Source organism: Geobacter sp. AOG1 (genome assembly GCF_019972315.1).
GTDB lineage: Bacteria > Desulfobacterota > Desulfuromonadia > Geobacterales > Geobacteraceae > Geomobilimonas.
Genome location: NZ_BLIZ01000001.1, coordinates 3,472,396 through 3,485,589, shown reverse-complemented (window position 1 = coordinate 3,485,589; position 13,194 = coordinate 3,472,396). Strand labels below are relative to the sequence as shown.

12 protein-coding genes and 5 tRNA genes are annotated in these 13,194 nt (G+C 56.9%); all 17 read left to right on the top strand.

Translation table 11 applies throughout. From position 1 onward, the window contains the following. Nucleotides 1-13 precede the first annotated feature (13 nt). Nucleotides 14-406: a 30S ribosomal protein S9 gene (rpsI, locus tag LDN04_RS15960; RefSeq protein WP_223912925.1), complete on the top strand. Its 393-nt coding sequence runs from the start codon at nt 14-16 to the stop codon at nt 404-406. A gap of 216 nt (nt 407-622) precedes the next feature. After that, entirely contained in the window at nt 623-1,663 is a 1,041-nt protein-coding gene (argC, locus tag LDN04_RS15955; RefSeq protein WP_223912923.1) for an N-acetyl-gamma-glutamyl-phosphate reductase, read from the top strand. Nucleotides 1,664-1,739: 76 nt separating this feature from the next. Then, the gene (locus LDN04_RS15950; RefSeq protein WP_223912920.1) at nt 1,740-3,548 is read left to right on the top strand and encodes a YgiQ family radical SAM protein; all 1,809 of its coding nucleotides are present in this window, start codon (nt 1,740-1,742) and stop codon (nt 3,546-3,548) included. 159 nt (nt 3,549-3,707) lie between these two features. Beyond that, a tRNA-Thr gene (locus tag LDN04_RS15945) sits at nt 3,708-3,783 on the top strand. Between the two features lie 29 nt (nt 3,784-3,812). Next, nucleotides 3,813-3,898: transfer RNA gene (locus LDN04_RS15940), tRNA-Tyr, on the top strand. 112 nt (nt 3,899-4,010) lie between these two features. Continuing rightward, a tRNA-Gly gene (locus LDN04_RS15935) sits at nt 4,011-4,087 on the top strand. 12 nt (nt 4,088-4,099) lie between these two features. Continuing rightward, a tRNA-Thr gene (locus LDN04_RS15930) sits at nt 4,100-4,175 on the top strand. 62 nt (nt 4,176-4,237) lie between these two features. After that, complete coding sequence (gene tuf, locus LDN04_RS15925) at nt 4,238-5,428, top strand: elongation factor Tu (protein ID WP_223912866.1); 1,191 nt, start codon at nt 4,238-4,240, stop codon at nt 5,426-5,428. A gap of 61 nt (nt 5,429-5,489) precedes the next feature. Continuing rightward, nucleotides 5,490-5,639, top strand: a complete 150-nt coding sequence (gene rpmG, locus LDN04_RS15920) for a 50S ribosomal protein L33 (protein ID WP_223912916.1) — start codon at nt 5,490-5,492, stop codon at nt 5,637-5,639. Nucleotides 5,640-5,682: 43 nt separating this feature from the next. Then, nucleotides 5,683-5,759 (top strand) — tRNA-Trp (locus tag LDN04_RS15915). Between the two features lie 30 nt (nt 5,760-5,789). Then, on the top strand, nt 5,790-5,975 hold the full coding sequence (gene secE / locus LDN04_RS15910) for a preprotein translocase subunit SecE (protein WP_223912911.1): 186 nt from the start codon (nt 5,790-5,792) through the stop codon (nt 5,973-5,975). Between the two features lie 10 nt (nt 5,976-5,985). Next, nucleotides 5,986-6,513 (top strand): transcription termination/antitermination protein NusG, encoded by a 528-nt coding sequence (gene nusG / locus LDN04_RS15905; RefSeq protein ID WP_223912907.1) that lies wholly within the window; start codon nt 5,986-5,988, stop codon nt 6,511-6,513. Between the two features lie 69 nt (nt 6,514-6,582). Further along, complete coding sequence (gene rplK / locus LDN04_RS15900; RefSeq protein ID WP_223912903.1) at nt 6,583-7,005, top strand: 50S ribosomal protein L11; 423 nt, start codon at nt 6,583-6,585, stop codon at nt 7,003-7,005. A 22-nt stretch (nt 7,006-7,027) separates the two neighbouring features. Beyond that, a complete protein-coding gene (rplA, locus tag LDN04_RS15895) occupies nt 7,028-7,729 on the top strand; it encodes a 50S ribosomal protein L1 (RefSeq protein WP_223912879.1) in 702 nt (233 codons plus the stop codon). Nucleotides 7,730-7,907: 178 nt separating this feature from the next. After that, nucleotides 7,908-8,432 (top strand): 50S ribosomal protein L10, encoded by a 525-nt coding sequence (gene rplJ / locus LDN04_RS15890; protein WP_223912877.1) that lies wholly within the window; start codon nt 7,908-7,910, stop codon nt 8,430-8,432. 69 nt (nt 8,433-8,501) lie between these two features. Then, a complete protein-coding gene (gene rplL, locus LDN04_RS15885; protein ID WP_223912876.1) occupies nt 8,502-8,885 on the top strand; it encodes a 50S ribosomal protein L7/L12 in 384 nt (127 codons plus the stop codon). A gap of 172 nt (nt 8,886-9,057) precedes the next feature. Beyond that, nucleotides 9,058-13,170 (top strand): DNA-directed RNA polymerase subunit beta, encoded by a 4,113-nt coding sequence (gene rpoB, locus LDN04_RS15880; protein WP_223912874.1) that lies wholly within the window; start codon nt 9,058-9,060, stop codon nt 13,168-13,170. Nucleotides 13,171-13,194: the final 24 nt, after the last annotated feature.

The following is a 13,194-nucleotide window of genomic DNA, read 5'->3' as shown; positions in this document are numbered from 1 at the left end:
CAGGAGATAGACGATGGCAGCAAAAAGCTATTACGGTACAGGCAAGAGAAAATCCTCCGTGGCCAGGGTCTGGCTGAAGCCGGGCGCCGGTAACATCACGGTGAACAACAAGTCCCTCGACGAGTATTTTGGTCGGGAAACCTCCAAAATGGTGGTGAAACAGCCTCTTGAGCTGACCGAGAACGTCGGTAAGTTCGATGTCTATGTCACGGTGTGCGGCGGCGGTGATACCGGTCAGGCCGGGGCCATCAAGCATGGCATCACCAAGGCTCTCCTGGAAGTGGATGCCGAACTGCGCGGCACCTTGAAAAAGGCCGGCTTCATCACCCGCGATTCCCGTATCAAGGAGCGGAAGAAGTACGGCAAGAAAGCAGCTCGCGCCAGCTTCCAGTTCTCCAAGCGTTAAGCCGCTTGCAGCATCGCCTGCAGAATGCTTTCAGAGGGGGAAATCCGCAAGGGTTTCCCCTTTTCTTTTGACAACGCCATATTTGAGCGCTACCTGCGTTGGCGCGTCGTTGGCTTCCTCGACGTACCTCCAGTACGCCTTCGTTGCCTCCTCCGTGCCGCCTTGGTATCATCTCAAATCGGACGTTGTTTCAACTATAGGTAAAGGAGATAACCAATGCTGAAAGTTGCCGTCGTCGGTGCCAGCGGTTACACGGGAGTGGAACTGCTGAGAATTCTCCACGGTCATCCGGAGGTTGCGGTGACCTGCGTCACATCCGAACAGAGCGCCGGGAAACGGGTCTCCGACCTCTTCCCGAGCTTGCGTGGCCGTTGCGACCAGGTATTGGAAAACCTTGAACCGGTACGGGTGGCGGAGAAGGCGGAACTGATCTTTACCGCGCTCCCCCACAAGGCGGCAATGGAGGTGATTCCCACCTTTCTCAAGCTGAAGAAGCGGGTCGTCGATCTTTCTGCGGACTACCGGTTGCAGGATGCCGGAGAGTATGAAAAATGGTACGAGCCCCACATGAGCCCAGCGCTCCTGAAAAAGGCCGTGTACGGCATCCCCGAACTGCGGCGGGAGAAGATCGCCGGTGCGGCTCTGGTAGCCAATCCCGGCTGTTATCCGACCAGCATCATCCTCGGGCTGGCGCCATTGTTGCGGAAAAAACTGCTTGATCCCGCCACGATCATCGCCGATTCCAAGTCGGGAGTCTCCGGCGCCGGGCGGAGCGCCAAGGTGGACAACCTCTACTGCGAGGTGAACGACGGTTTCAAGGCCTACGGCGTCGGCGGTGTCCACCGGCACATCCCGGAAATTGAGCAGGAACTGTCTCTTCTGGCGGGAGGTAAACTCACCATTTCCTTCACCCCGCACCTGGTACCGATGGACCGCGGGATACTCTCCACCATCTATGCGCGGCCGGTGAAAAAGGTTACGACTGAACAGCTCGTTACCCTCTATAACGAGTTCTACCATGGCGAGGCATTTGTCCGGATACTCCCCTTGGGACAGTTTCCTTCCACCTCCTTTGTCAGGGGGTCAAACTTCTGTGATATCGGTGTCACCGTCGACCAGCGGACCGGCCGCGTCATCATCGTCTCCGCCATCGACAACCTGGTGAAGGGGGCGTCGGGACAGGCGGTGCAGAACATGAATGTCATGTACGGCTTTCCGGAGAACCTGGGGCTAGATGGGCTGGCGCTCTTTCCGTGAGTGAACGTGCTGTTTGACTCGGTCTCACTGTAGCGCTGCTTATGTCTGATAGTATTGCGTCCCCTGTGGTGAAAAAATGTTCCTTCCCATAAATAGCGAAGAAGCCCGAAAGCGAGGCTGGGACGAACTGGACGTCATTTTCGTCACCGGTGATGCCTACATCGACCATCCCGCCTTCGGTGTGCCACTCCTTGCCCGCTGGCTTGAATTCCACGGCTTCCGCGTAGGGGTCATTCCCCAGCCTGATTGGAAGAGTCGGGAGCCGTTCATGGCCTTTGGACGGCCGCGTCTCTTTTTTGCCGTTTCCGCGGGGGCGATGGATTCCATGGTTGCCCACTACACCCCCGCCCGCAAGCTTCGCCACGATGACGCCTATACACCGGGAAACCGCCATGGCGCCCGTCCCAACCGCGCCACCATCATTTACACCTCCCGTCTCAAGGAGGCATACAAGGATGTGCCGGTGGTAATCGGCGGTATCGAGGCGAGTCTGCGCCGTTTTGCCCACTACGATTTCTGGGAGGACAAGGTACGCCGCTCCCTCATCTTCGATGCTAAGGCCGATCTTCTTCTCTATGGGATGGGGGAGCGTCCGCTTCTGGAGCTTGCCCAGCGATTGCGGCAAGGGGAGACATTCGGGGAGATCAGAGACATCCGCGGAACGGCGCTCATACTTAGTGGAGCGGAGGCCGGGAGTCATGCTGGCGTCGAAATCCCTTCCTTTGAGGCTGTCTCCTCGGATAAGGGCAGGTATGCCGAGGCGTTTCGCCTTCTTTCGGGGGAACAGAATCCCCATTGCGCCCGGACCGTCCTGCAGCGGCACGGCGATCGCTGGCTGGTCTGCAACCCACCGGCAATGCCCCTTGCCGAGTCCGAGATGGATGCGGTGTATGCCCTGCCGTTCGCCAAGGCGCCCCATCCTTCCTATCGAGAGCCGATTCCTGCCTATGAGCAGATCAAGACCTCTCTGACAACCCACCGCGGTTGTTTCGGTGGTTGCGCGTTCTGTGCCATCACCCATCACCAGGGACGGTTCATCCAGTCGCGCAGCACTTCTTCGGTGCAGCAGGAGGTGCGCAGGCTGACGGAGCAGAAATGGTTTCGGGGGAGCATCAGCGACGTCGGCGGCCCGACGGCCAATATGTATGGCCTGCGCTGCGGTGATGCATCCGCCCGGTCCGTGTGCAGGCGGGAAAGCTGTCTTTACCCGCGGCCCTGCCGGCATCTGGTGGTGAACGGCAAGTCTGCTGCCGACCTGCTCCGGAAAGTGCGCGGAATCTCCGGTGTCAAGCATGTGGCCGTGGCATCCGGAGTGCGGTATGACCTGCTGACCTGCCAGCCCGAGTATTTGAAGGAACTCCTCACCCATCACGTGGGAGGGCTTCTCAAGGTTGCCCCCGAACACGCCGTCGACAGGGTTACGGCCCTCATGCGCAAACCGGGGCGACAGGTCTTCGAATCATTCCTGGAGGTGTTCCGCAGGGAAAGCGCCCGGCTGGAGAAGCGGCAGCATGTGGTGCCCTATTTCATATCAGGCCATCCCGGTACAACTCTTGCCGATATGGTCGAGTTGGCGTTGTTTCTCAAGCGCTACAACCTTCGAGTGGAACAGGTCCAGGACTTCACCCCCACACCGGGCACCCTGGCCACCTGCATGTACCACTCCGGCCTTGATCCCATGACTGGCGCTGCCGTTTACGTGCCGCGAGGCGATCGGGAAAAACGGCTCCAGAAATCACTGCTCCTCTCCCATCTCCCCGCGGAGCGGACAACCATTCTGCAGGCGCTGCGGGCATGCGGGCGGGAAGATGCTGCGGGGGCGTTGCTGGGAGGGACGGGAGGTCCGTTGAAAGGAAGGCCTCAAAAACGCCCTGCTGGCCGCTGAAGAGGGTGTTTGCCTGACCATTGCGACTGATTATTCCCCTGCGGGATATATTGTGTACAAAAAACGCTTGACACAAAAGGCGTGGTTGGTTATAAGAGTGATTCCGCTTTTTTGTTGCTTGACCCGGTTGCGATAATCGTGTATATAAAGATTCTTTGCGCTGGCGTAGCTCAATTGGTAGAGCAGCTGACTTGTAATCAGCAGGTTGCGGGTTCGAGTCCCATCGCCAGCTCCACTAAACGGTTTTTTGCTGGTTCTTCGTCTGGAGGGATTCCCGAGTGGCCAAAGGGAACAGACTGTAAATCTGTCGTCGGACGACTTCGGAGGTTCGAATCCTCCTCCCTCCACCATAAAATGCTACAGAGTTTGCAGCTGCGGCACTCTCCCAGGAGACCACCGGTCGATCGGACTGGGGTTGGGCTGGCGGTTGCAATCTCAAAAAACCTCATACGCGTAGAATTGGCGGGAGTAGCTCAGTTGGCTAGAGCGTCAGCCTTCCAAGCTGAGGGTCGCGGGTTCGAGTCCCGTTTCCCGCTCCAATTTTCCACAATGCCCACATAGCTCAGGAGGTAGAGCACTTCCTTGGTAAGGAAGAGGTCTCCGGTTCGAGTCCGGATGTGGGCTCCATTTTTTCAGATCTACCGAGAATTGTTTCATCATCATTGGGGAGAACCCGGGAGGAATCGGACATGGCGAAGGCGAAATTTGAAAGAACAAAACCGCACGTAAACATAGGGACGATAGGTCACGTAGACCACGGGAAGACGACACTGACGGCAGCGATCACGAAGGTACTTGCGGGGAAGGGTCAGGCCGAGTTCAAGGCATTCGACCAGATCGACAACGCCCCGGAAGAGCGTGAGCGCGGCATCACCATCGCCACCGCCCATGTTGAATACGAGACCGACAAGCGTCACTATGCGCACGTGGACTGCCCGGGCCATGCCGACTACGTCAAGAACATGATCACCGGAGCGGCGCAGATGGACGGCGCCATTCTGGTTGTGTCCGCCGCTGACGGCCCCATGCCCCAGACCCGGGAGCACATCCTGCTTGCCCGTCAGGTGGGCGTTCCCTACATCGTCGTGTTCCTCAACAAGGCCGACATGGTTGACGACGCCGAACTCCTGGAACTGGTTGAGCTGGAGATCCGCGAGCTGCTCTCCTCCTACGACTTCCCTGGTGACGATATCCCCATCATCAAAGGTTCCGCCCTCCAGGCCCTCAACGGTGAGAAGGGTGAGCTGGCCGAGCCAGCCATCATGGCACTCATGGATGCAGTCGACGCCTATATCCCCGAGCCGGAGCGCGCCATCGACAAGCCGTTCCTGATGCCGGTAGAAGACGTCTTCTCCATCTCCGGTCGTGGTACCGTTGCCACCGGTCGTGTCGAGCGCGGCATTGTCAAGGTAGGCGAAGAGATCGAGATCGTCGGTATCAAGGCAACCGCCAAGACCACCGTTACTGGCGTCGAGATGTTCCGGAAGCTTCTGGACGAAGGTCGTGCCGGCGACAACATCGGTGCCCTGCTGCGTGGTGTCAAGCGTGAAGACATCGAGCGTGGCCAGGTACTTGCCAAGCCGGGGAGCATTACTCCGCACACCAAGTTCAAGGCCGAAGCGTACATTCTGACCAAAGAAGAGGGTGGCCGTCACACGCCGTTCTTTAACGGGTATCGTCCGCAGTTCTACTTCCGGACGACCGACGTGACCGGGATCGTAGACCTTGCTGCGGGGACCGAAATGGTCATGCCCGGTGACAACGTAGCGGTGACAGTCAACCTGATCACCCCGATCGCCATGGACGAAGGACTGCGGTTCGCGATCCGCGAAGGTGGCCGTACGGTCGGCGCCGGCGTGGTCAGCTCCATCATTGAATAAAATCCGCAGGGGCGATCATGGTCGCCCCTGTATATCGTCTATGTCATAAAGGAAGAGAGCAATGAGAGACATTATCACGCTTGCCTGCACCGAGTGCAAGCAGAGAAACTATACCACCACCAAGAACAAGAAGACCAAGCCCGAAAAGCTGGAATTCAGCAAATACTGCCGCTTCTGTCAGAAGCATACTCCCCACAAGGAAACAAAGTAGGCTGGGAAAACTGGTCGCAGTGCAAGCTGTGATCACTGGCTGCAGGCCAGTAGCTCTAACGGCTAGAGCGCCGGTCTCCAAAACCGGATGTTGGGGGTTCGAATCCCTCCTGGCCTGCCAATTTACCAATAATGTAACGGGGTGTGACGCGTGCTGGCCAAAACCAAGAATTTTCTGGAAGAGGTAAAAGTCGAGCTGGGGAAGGTGACCTGGCCGACTCGCAAGGAAACCGTTGCTACTACATGGGTCGTAGTGGTGATCATCGTCATCATCTCTCTCTATCTCGGGGCGTGTGACGTGGTGCTGGCGAAGCTGATGCGCAGGATTCTGGGGTAAGGAACTTTCCATGGCGAAAAAGTGGTACGGCGTACATACGTATTCCGGTTTTGAAAATAAAGTGCGGCTTTCGCTCCTTGAGCGGATCAAGAATCTGGGGCTTGAGGATTCCTTTGGCGATGTGCTGATACCGTCCGAAACGGTTGTCGAACTCAAGAAAGGCGAAAAGCGGACCTCCTCGCGCAAGTTTTTCCCTGGGTATATCCTGGTCAACATGGAGTTGGATGACGACACCTGGCATGTGGTCAAGGAGACCGCAAAGGTGACCGGCTTTGTCGGCGGCAACAACCCGTTTCCCATTCCTGACGAGGAGGTTGGCAAAATCACCCGTCGTATGGAGGAAGGTGCAGAAAAGCCGCGACCCAAGGTATTGTTTGATGTAGGGGAGACGGTCAGGGTTATCGACGGGCCGTTCCTTAACTTTGCTGGCGTTGTTGAGGATGTCAAACCCGAAAAAGGAAAATTGCGGGTCATGGTCAGTATCTTTGGTCGTGCCACTCCGGTAGAACTCGAATTCATGCAGGTAGAGAAACAGTAAAGGCGTGTCGAACCGCCCGTACCGATCCTATACGAAAGTTTTCAGGAAGAGCGCAAAAGGAGCAGAGTAATGGCAAAAAAAATTACAGGGTATATCAAGCTGCAGGTACCGGCTGGCAAAGCCAATCCGTCTCCGCCAATCGGTCCGGCCCTCGGTCAGCATGGCGTGAATATCATGGAATTCTGCAAGGCGTTTAACGCCAAGACCCAGGGCGACGAAGGGACCATCACGCCGGTGGTCATAACGGTCTTCGCCGACCGTTCATTCACGTTCATCACCAAGACGCCGCCGGCTTCGGTCCTCATCAAGAAGGCCCTCGGGATTGAAAGCGGTTCCAGTGTCCCCAACAAGACCAAGGTGGGGAAACTGACCAAGGACCAGGTGCGGGAAATTGCCCAGAAAAAGATGCCGGACCTCAATGCAGCCAGCCTTGAGGCCGCCATGAATACCATCGAAGGTACCGCCCGCAGCATGGGCGTGGATATTGTTTAGAGACAAGAGAGGGTGACGAGAAATGCCTAAGAACGGTAAAAAACTTAAAGAGGCCCTTGCAAAGGTGGACAGAGCCAAGAGTTACCCCCTGCAGGACGGGATAGATCTGGTAAAGAGCTCCACCTATGTCAAGTTTGACGAAACCGTGGACGTGGCCGTGCGACTCGGTGTCGACCCGCGCCATGCCGATCAGATGGTTCGTGGTGCTGTTGTTCTCCCTAACGGCCTGGGGAAGGATGTTCGGGTTCTCGTGTTCGCCAAGGGTGAGAAAGAGAAGGAAGCACGGGACGCCGGTGCCGACTTTGTCGGGGCTGAGGACCTGGTGGCGAAGATCCAGGAGGGTTGGTTCGATTTCGATACGGCTATTGCCACACCGGACATGATGGGGGTGGTCGGCAAGATCGGCAAACTCCTCGGCCCTCGCGGTCTTATGCCAAACCCGAAAGTCGGGACGGTAACCTTTGATGTCGGTCGTGCCGTCAAGGAGTCCAAGTCCGGCAAGGTTGAATTCCGTGTGGAGAAGGCCGGCATCATCCATGCGCCCGTCGGCAAGGTCTCTTTCGATGGGGTGAAGCTGAAGGAAAACATCCTGGCCCTGCTGGATGCGCTTATGAAAGCGAAACCGCCGGCTGCCAAGGGTACCTACATGAAAAAGATCTGCATTTCGTCTACCATGGGCCCTGGTGTTCGGCTTGATGTGTCGGAAGTGTCGGCACAGCTTTAATCATATACAAGCAGTAGCAGCAAGCCAAAGTCACAGACAGCAGGCGTCGGACACGGAGCGTGACGACTTAAAATTTTCAGCCTGCCGAGACTTGGGTCGTTGAAGGAATGCAATTCCTGCAGCTTCCTGACTTTGGCAGGGGCGCAAGCCCTTATACCAAAAGAAAGGAGGAAGGCGCTTGAATAAAGAAAACAAAAAGCAAGTTGTAACCGAGATGCACGACAAGCTGCAGCGAGCCAAGGCGGTGTTCCTTGCCGATTACCGCGGTATGACCGTATCCCAGGCAACGTCGCTGCGTGAAGAACTGCGCAAGGCAGAAGTCGAGTACAAGGTCGTCAAGAACACGCTGCTTGAGCTGGCGTCCAAGGATACGGACAAAGAAGCACTGAATCCCTACTATGCCGGTCCGACCGCGATTGCCCTGAGCTACGACGATCCGGTCGCCGCGGCCAAGGTGTTGTCCAAGTTTGCCAAGGAGCAGACCAACCCGTTTACCCTTAAGGCGGGACTGCTGTCGGGCAAGACGATCAGCCCGGCGGATATCCAGGCACTGGCTGACCTGCCGAGCCGTGAAGTGCTCCTTGCCAAAATGCTTGGCTCCATGCAGGCCCCGGCTACCAACTTCGTCGGCGTGCTGGCAGCGGTTCCCGGCAGTTTCGTGCGGGCACTCGATGCTATCCGGGCCAAAAAAGAAGGTAACTGAAACCAGATCGGGAACGCCACCAGGCTCCCCGCTATTTAAAACACACTTTATTAATGGAGGAATACACAAATGGCAGAAATTACCAAAGCCGATGTAATCAGCTTTATCGAAAAGATGTCCGTGCTCGACCTTGCCGAAATGGTGAAAGAGCTGGAAGAGAAGTTCGGCGTCTCCGCCGCCGCTCCGGTTGCCGTGGCCGCCGTGGCCGCTCCGGGTGCTGCTGCCGAAGCTGCTGAAGAGAAGACTGAATTCGACGTGATTATCAAGGCTGCCGGCGCCAACAAGATCGCTGTCATCAAGGTTGTCCGTGCCCTTACCAGCCTCGGTCTCAAAGAAGCCAAGGACTTGGTGGACGGCGCTCCCCAGCCCCTCAAGACCGGCGTTTCCAAGGAAGAAGCAGAAGAAGCCAAGAAGCAGCTGCTGGAAGCAGGCGCAGAAGTGGAAGTTAAATAAGTATCCCCTCGTAGGAGTGGTACGAGCCAAGGTCGCCCTGTGCGGCCTTGGCTGTTCTATTTGTTGGCGGGCTAGTGCTTCGTGACGCCAACTACTTGAAATGATTACTGTTCAGGTAGTCTGCCAAAAGCGCCAGCGCCTTTTGAGCATTGCAACGAAGGAGACCCCTTTAATGGCTTATTCAATTGCGAATAACCCCCTGCTGCGTAAGAATTTTGCAAAAATCAAAAAAATCATCGATATCCCCAACCTGATTGACATCCAGAAAAACTCTTACAAACGATTTCTCCAACTCGATGTACCTGCAGAAACCCGCAAAAACAGCGGTCTCGAAGCGGTTTTCAAGAGTGTCTTCCCCATCCGGGATTTCAGCGAAACCGCATCCCTCGAGTACGTCTCCTATGGCCTGGGCACCCCCAAGTATGACGTGGAGGAGTGTCACCAGCGGGGCATGACCTTTGCCGCCCCCATGAAGGTCAAGGTGCGGCTGGTGGTCTGGGACGTGAACAAGGAGAGTGGCTCCCGCTCCATCCGTGACATCAAGGAGCAGGAGGTCTATTTCGGCGAGATTCCGCTGATGACCGAGAATGGTACCTTCATTATCAATGGTACCGAGCGGGTTATCGTCAGCCAGCTGCACCGTTCCCCGGGCGTTTTTTACGACCATGACAAGGGGAAGACCCATTCCAGCGGCAAGGTGCTCTATTCTGCGCGCGTGATCCCATACCGCGGTTCCTGGCTGGACTTCGAGTTTGACCATAAAGATATCCTTTTCGTACGTATTGACCGCCGCCGCAAGATGCCGGCAACAGTCCTTCTGAAGGCGCTTGGTTATTCTGGCGAAGAGCTTCTCAATTATTACTACCGGAGTGAAGAAATTTTCCTGACCGGTGACACGATGCTCAAGAGTGCCGATCCGGAACTCCTTGCCACCCAGAAGGCTGCTATCGACATTGTCGATCCGGCAACGGGTGAAGTGCTGGTCAAGGCCAACCGGAAGTTCACCAAGGCCGCCATTCGCAAGATGACCGAGCACGATATCAAGACCATTCCGATCATGGCGGATGACCTGCTGGGTAAGTTCGCCTCCCATGACATTGTCGATCCGGCTACCGGCGAGGTCCTCGTGGAATGCAACGAGGAGCTTACCCAGACCCGCCTGGAAGAGATCAGGACACGTGGTATTGCTTCATTTAAAGTGCTCTTCATAGATAACCTGCATGTCACCTCATCCCTGAGGGACACCATTATGGTGGACAAGATTTCCTCCACGGATGATGCCCTCATCGAGATATACCGGCGCCTCCGTCCGGGTGATCCTCCTACGCTGAAGAGCGCCCTCGCCCTGTTCGAGAATCTTTTCTTCAACGCCGAACGGTACGATCTTTCGGCTGTGGGGCGTCTCAAGCTGAACTATAAGCTGGGGCTGAACATCCCTCTCGACTGCCAGACCCTGACCAAGGAAGACGTGCTGGAAGTGGTGCGCTACCTCATCGATCTCAAGAACGGCAAGGGGACTATCGATGATATCGACCACCTCGGCAACCGGCGGGTCCGTGCGGTGGGCGAGCTCCTGGAAAATCAGTACCGTATCGGGCTTGTCCGCATGGAGCGAGCCATCAAGGAAAGAATGAGCCTGCAGGAGGTCGAGAACCTCATGCCACACGACCTCATAAACTCCAAGCCGGTTTCTGCGGTAGTGAAGGAGTTCTTCGGGTCGTCCCAGCTTTCTCAGTTCATGGACCAGACCAACCCGCTTTCCGAAGTTACCCACAAGCGCCGTCTGTCGGCACTCGGACCTGGCGGTCTTACCCGGGAACGTGCTGGATTCGAGGTCCGCGACGTCCATCCTACCCATTACGGGAGGGTCTGCCCCATCGAAACGCCGGAGGGGCCGAACATCGGTCTCATCGCGTCCCTTTCCACGTATGCCCGTATCAACGAACATGGTTTCGTCGAGACTCCTTACCGCCTTGTCAAGGAAGGGAAAGTATCTTCCGAGGTGCGCTTCTTCTCCGCACTTGAGGAGGAAGGGCACGCCATTGCCCAGGCAAATGCCGAGATGGACAAGGACGGACGCTTTGCCGCCGATTACATTTCCGCCCGCAAAAGCGGTGAGTTCGTTCTGGTCGGTCGGGACGAGGTGGAACTGATGGACGTGGCGCCTATGCAGCTGGTGTCGGTTGCCGCCTCTCTCATCCCGTTCCTGGAGAACGACGACGCCAACCGTGCTCTCATGGGATCCAACATGCAACGCCAGGCGGTCCCGCTGCTGCGTGCCGATTCGCCTCTTGTCGGAACGGGCATGGAGCGTGTTGTTGCCCGGGATTCCGGGGTATCGGTAGTTGCACGGCACAACGGCGTAGTGGAGTCGGTTGACGCCTCCCGCATCGTGGTCAAGATTGACGAAAGCGAGTACGATGAGACCGGTACCGGTGTAGACATCTACAACCTGATCAAGTTTGCCCGTTCCAACCAGAACACCTGCATCAACCAGCGGCCGGTGGTGAAGGTCGGTGACGCGGTGAAGCGAGCCGACGTCATCGCCGACGGTCCCTCTACTGACATGGGAGAACTGGCACTCGGCCAGAACGTGCTGGTGGCCTTCATGCCTTGGGGTGGTTACAACTTCGAGGACTCCATCCTCATTTCCGAAAAACTGGTGAAAGATGATCGCTACACCTCGATCCATATCGAGGAGTTCGAGTGCGTTGCTCGCGACACCAAGCTGGGAAAGGAAGAGATTACCTCCGATATTCCCAACCTTGGCGACGAGGCCCTGAAGGACCTGGACGAGTCCGGGATCATTCGCATCGGCGCGGAGGTGAAGCCGGGTGATATCCTGGTCGGGAAGATCACCCCCAAGGGTGAAACCCAGCTTTCCCCGGAAGAGAAACTGCTGCGCGCCATCTTCGGAGAAAAGGCTGGCGATGTGCGTGACACTTCTCTGCGCGTTCCCCCCGGTGTTGAGGGGACGGTTATCGGGGCAAAGATATTTTCACGTAAGGGTTCGGACAAGGATTCCCGTACCGAACTGATTGAGAAGGCCGAAGAGGAAAAACTCCGCAAGGACGAACAGGACGAGATCCGTATCATCAGGGATTCGGCCATTGGCAAACTGAAGAAGCTCCTGGTGGGGAAGACCGCTGGCGTCAAGGTAGAAGGTAAAGGCGGCAAGGTCGTCATCGTCAAAGGCAAAAAAATCAGTGAGGAGGCTCTCGCCTCCATCCCCATGGATCGCTGGGACGAACTGTCCGTGGCCGAGGAGGAAGGGGTCGAGGAGAAGGTTGCCCAGATCCTGATCACCCTCAACCAGCAGATCGACATCATCAAGTACGTCTTTGACGATAAGGTGCAGAAACTTAAGCGAGGCGACGATCTCCCCCCGGGCGTCATCAAGATGGTCAAGGTCTACATCGCCATCAAGCGCAAGCTGCAGGTGGGTGACAAGATGGCGGGCCGTCACGGCAACAAGGGTGTTGTCTCCCGCATTCTGCCGGAAGAAGACATGCCGTACATGGAGGACGGTCGTCCGGTAGAGATAGTCCTGAACCCCCTCGGTGTTCCGTCCCGTATGAACGTGGGGCAGATACTGGAAACCCACCTTGGGTGGGCAGCCAAGGGCATTGGCTGGCAGATCGAGGAGATGCTTGAAAAATCGTCGCCTTCGGCGGGGATCAAGAAGTATCTCAAGGAAGTCTACGGCGATAAGGAAATGAACAAGTTCCTCGACGGCCTCGGGGATGACGAGTTGGTCAAGGTTGCCAAGCGTCTGAAACGCGGGGTGCCGATGGCGTCGCCGGTCTTCGAGGGAGCTTCGGAGAGTGGGATCGTTGGTATGCTGGCCAAGGCCGGATTCGATGCCGGCGCCCAAGTTACCCTCTATGACGGCAAGACCGGAGTACCGTTCAAGCACAAGGTCACGGTCGGCGTCATGTACGTCCTGAAGCTGCATCACCTTGTCGACGACAAGATTCATGCCCGCTCTATCGGTCCCTACAGCCTGGTCACCCAGCAGCCGCTGGGAGGTAAGGCACAGTTCGGTGGCCAGCGTCTCGGGGAGATGGAGGTCTGGGCCATGGAGGCCTATGGCGCTGCCTATGCCCTGCAGGAATTCCTGACGGTCAAGTCCGATGACGTGGCCGGAAGGACCCGGATGTACGAGGCGATCGTCAAGGGGAAACATACCCTCGAACCGGGCTTGCCCGAGTCGTTCAACGTCCTCATCAAGGAACTCCAGTCCCTCGGCCTCGACGTCGAGTTGCTGGAAGGTGATGAAGACTAGGCAGGGGTGTTCCGGGAGGTTGGG

Excerpts from the sequence above, each read along its gene's own strand:
- rpsI (WP_223912925.1), top strand. The coding sequence starts at position 14 with ATGGCAGCAAAAAGCTATTACGGTACAGGCAAGAGAAAATCCTCCGTG.
- argC (WP_223912923.1), top strand. The coding sequence starts at position 623 with ATGCTGAAAGTTGCCGTCGTCGGTGCCAGCGGTTACACGGGAGTGGAA.
- LDN04_RS15950 (WP_223912920.1), top strand. The coding sequence starts at position 1,740 with ATGTTCCTTCCCATAAATAGCGAAGAAGCCCGAAAGCGAGGCTGGGAC.
- tuf (WP_223912866.1), top strand. The coding sequence starts at position 4,238 with ATGGCGAAGGCGAAATTTGAAAGAACAAAACCGCACGTAAACATAGGG.
- rpmG (WP_223912916.1), top strand. The coding sequence starts at position 5,490 with ATGAGAGACATTATCACGCTTGCCTGCACCGAGTGCAAGCAGAGAAAC.
- nusG (WP_223912907.1), top strand. The coding sequence starts at position 5,986 with ATGGCGAAAAAGTGGTACGGCGTACATACGTATTCCGGTTTTGAAAAT.
- rplK (WP_223912903.1), top strand. The coding sequence starts at position 6,583 with ATGGCAAAAAAAATTACAGGGTATATCAAGCTGCAGGTACCGGCTGGC.
- rplA (WP_223912879.1), top strand. The coding sequence starts at position 7,028 with ATGCCTAAGAACGGTAAAAAACTTAAAGAGGCCCTTGCAAAGGTGGAC.
- rplL (WP_223912876.1), top strand. The coding sequence starts at position 8,502 with ATGGCAGAAATTACCAAAGCCGATGTAATCAGCTTTATCGAAAAGATG.
- rpoB (WP_223912874.1), top strand. The coding sequence starts at position 9,058 with ATGGCTTATTCAATTGCGAATAACCCCCTGCTGCGTAAGAATTTTGCA.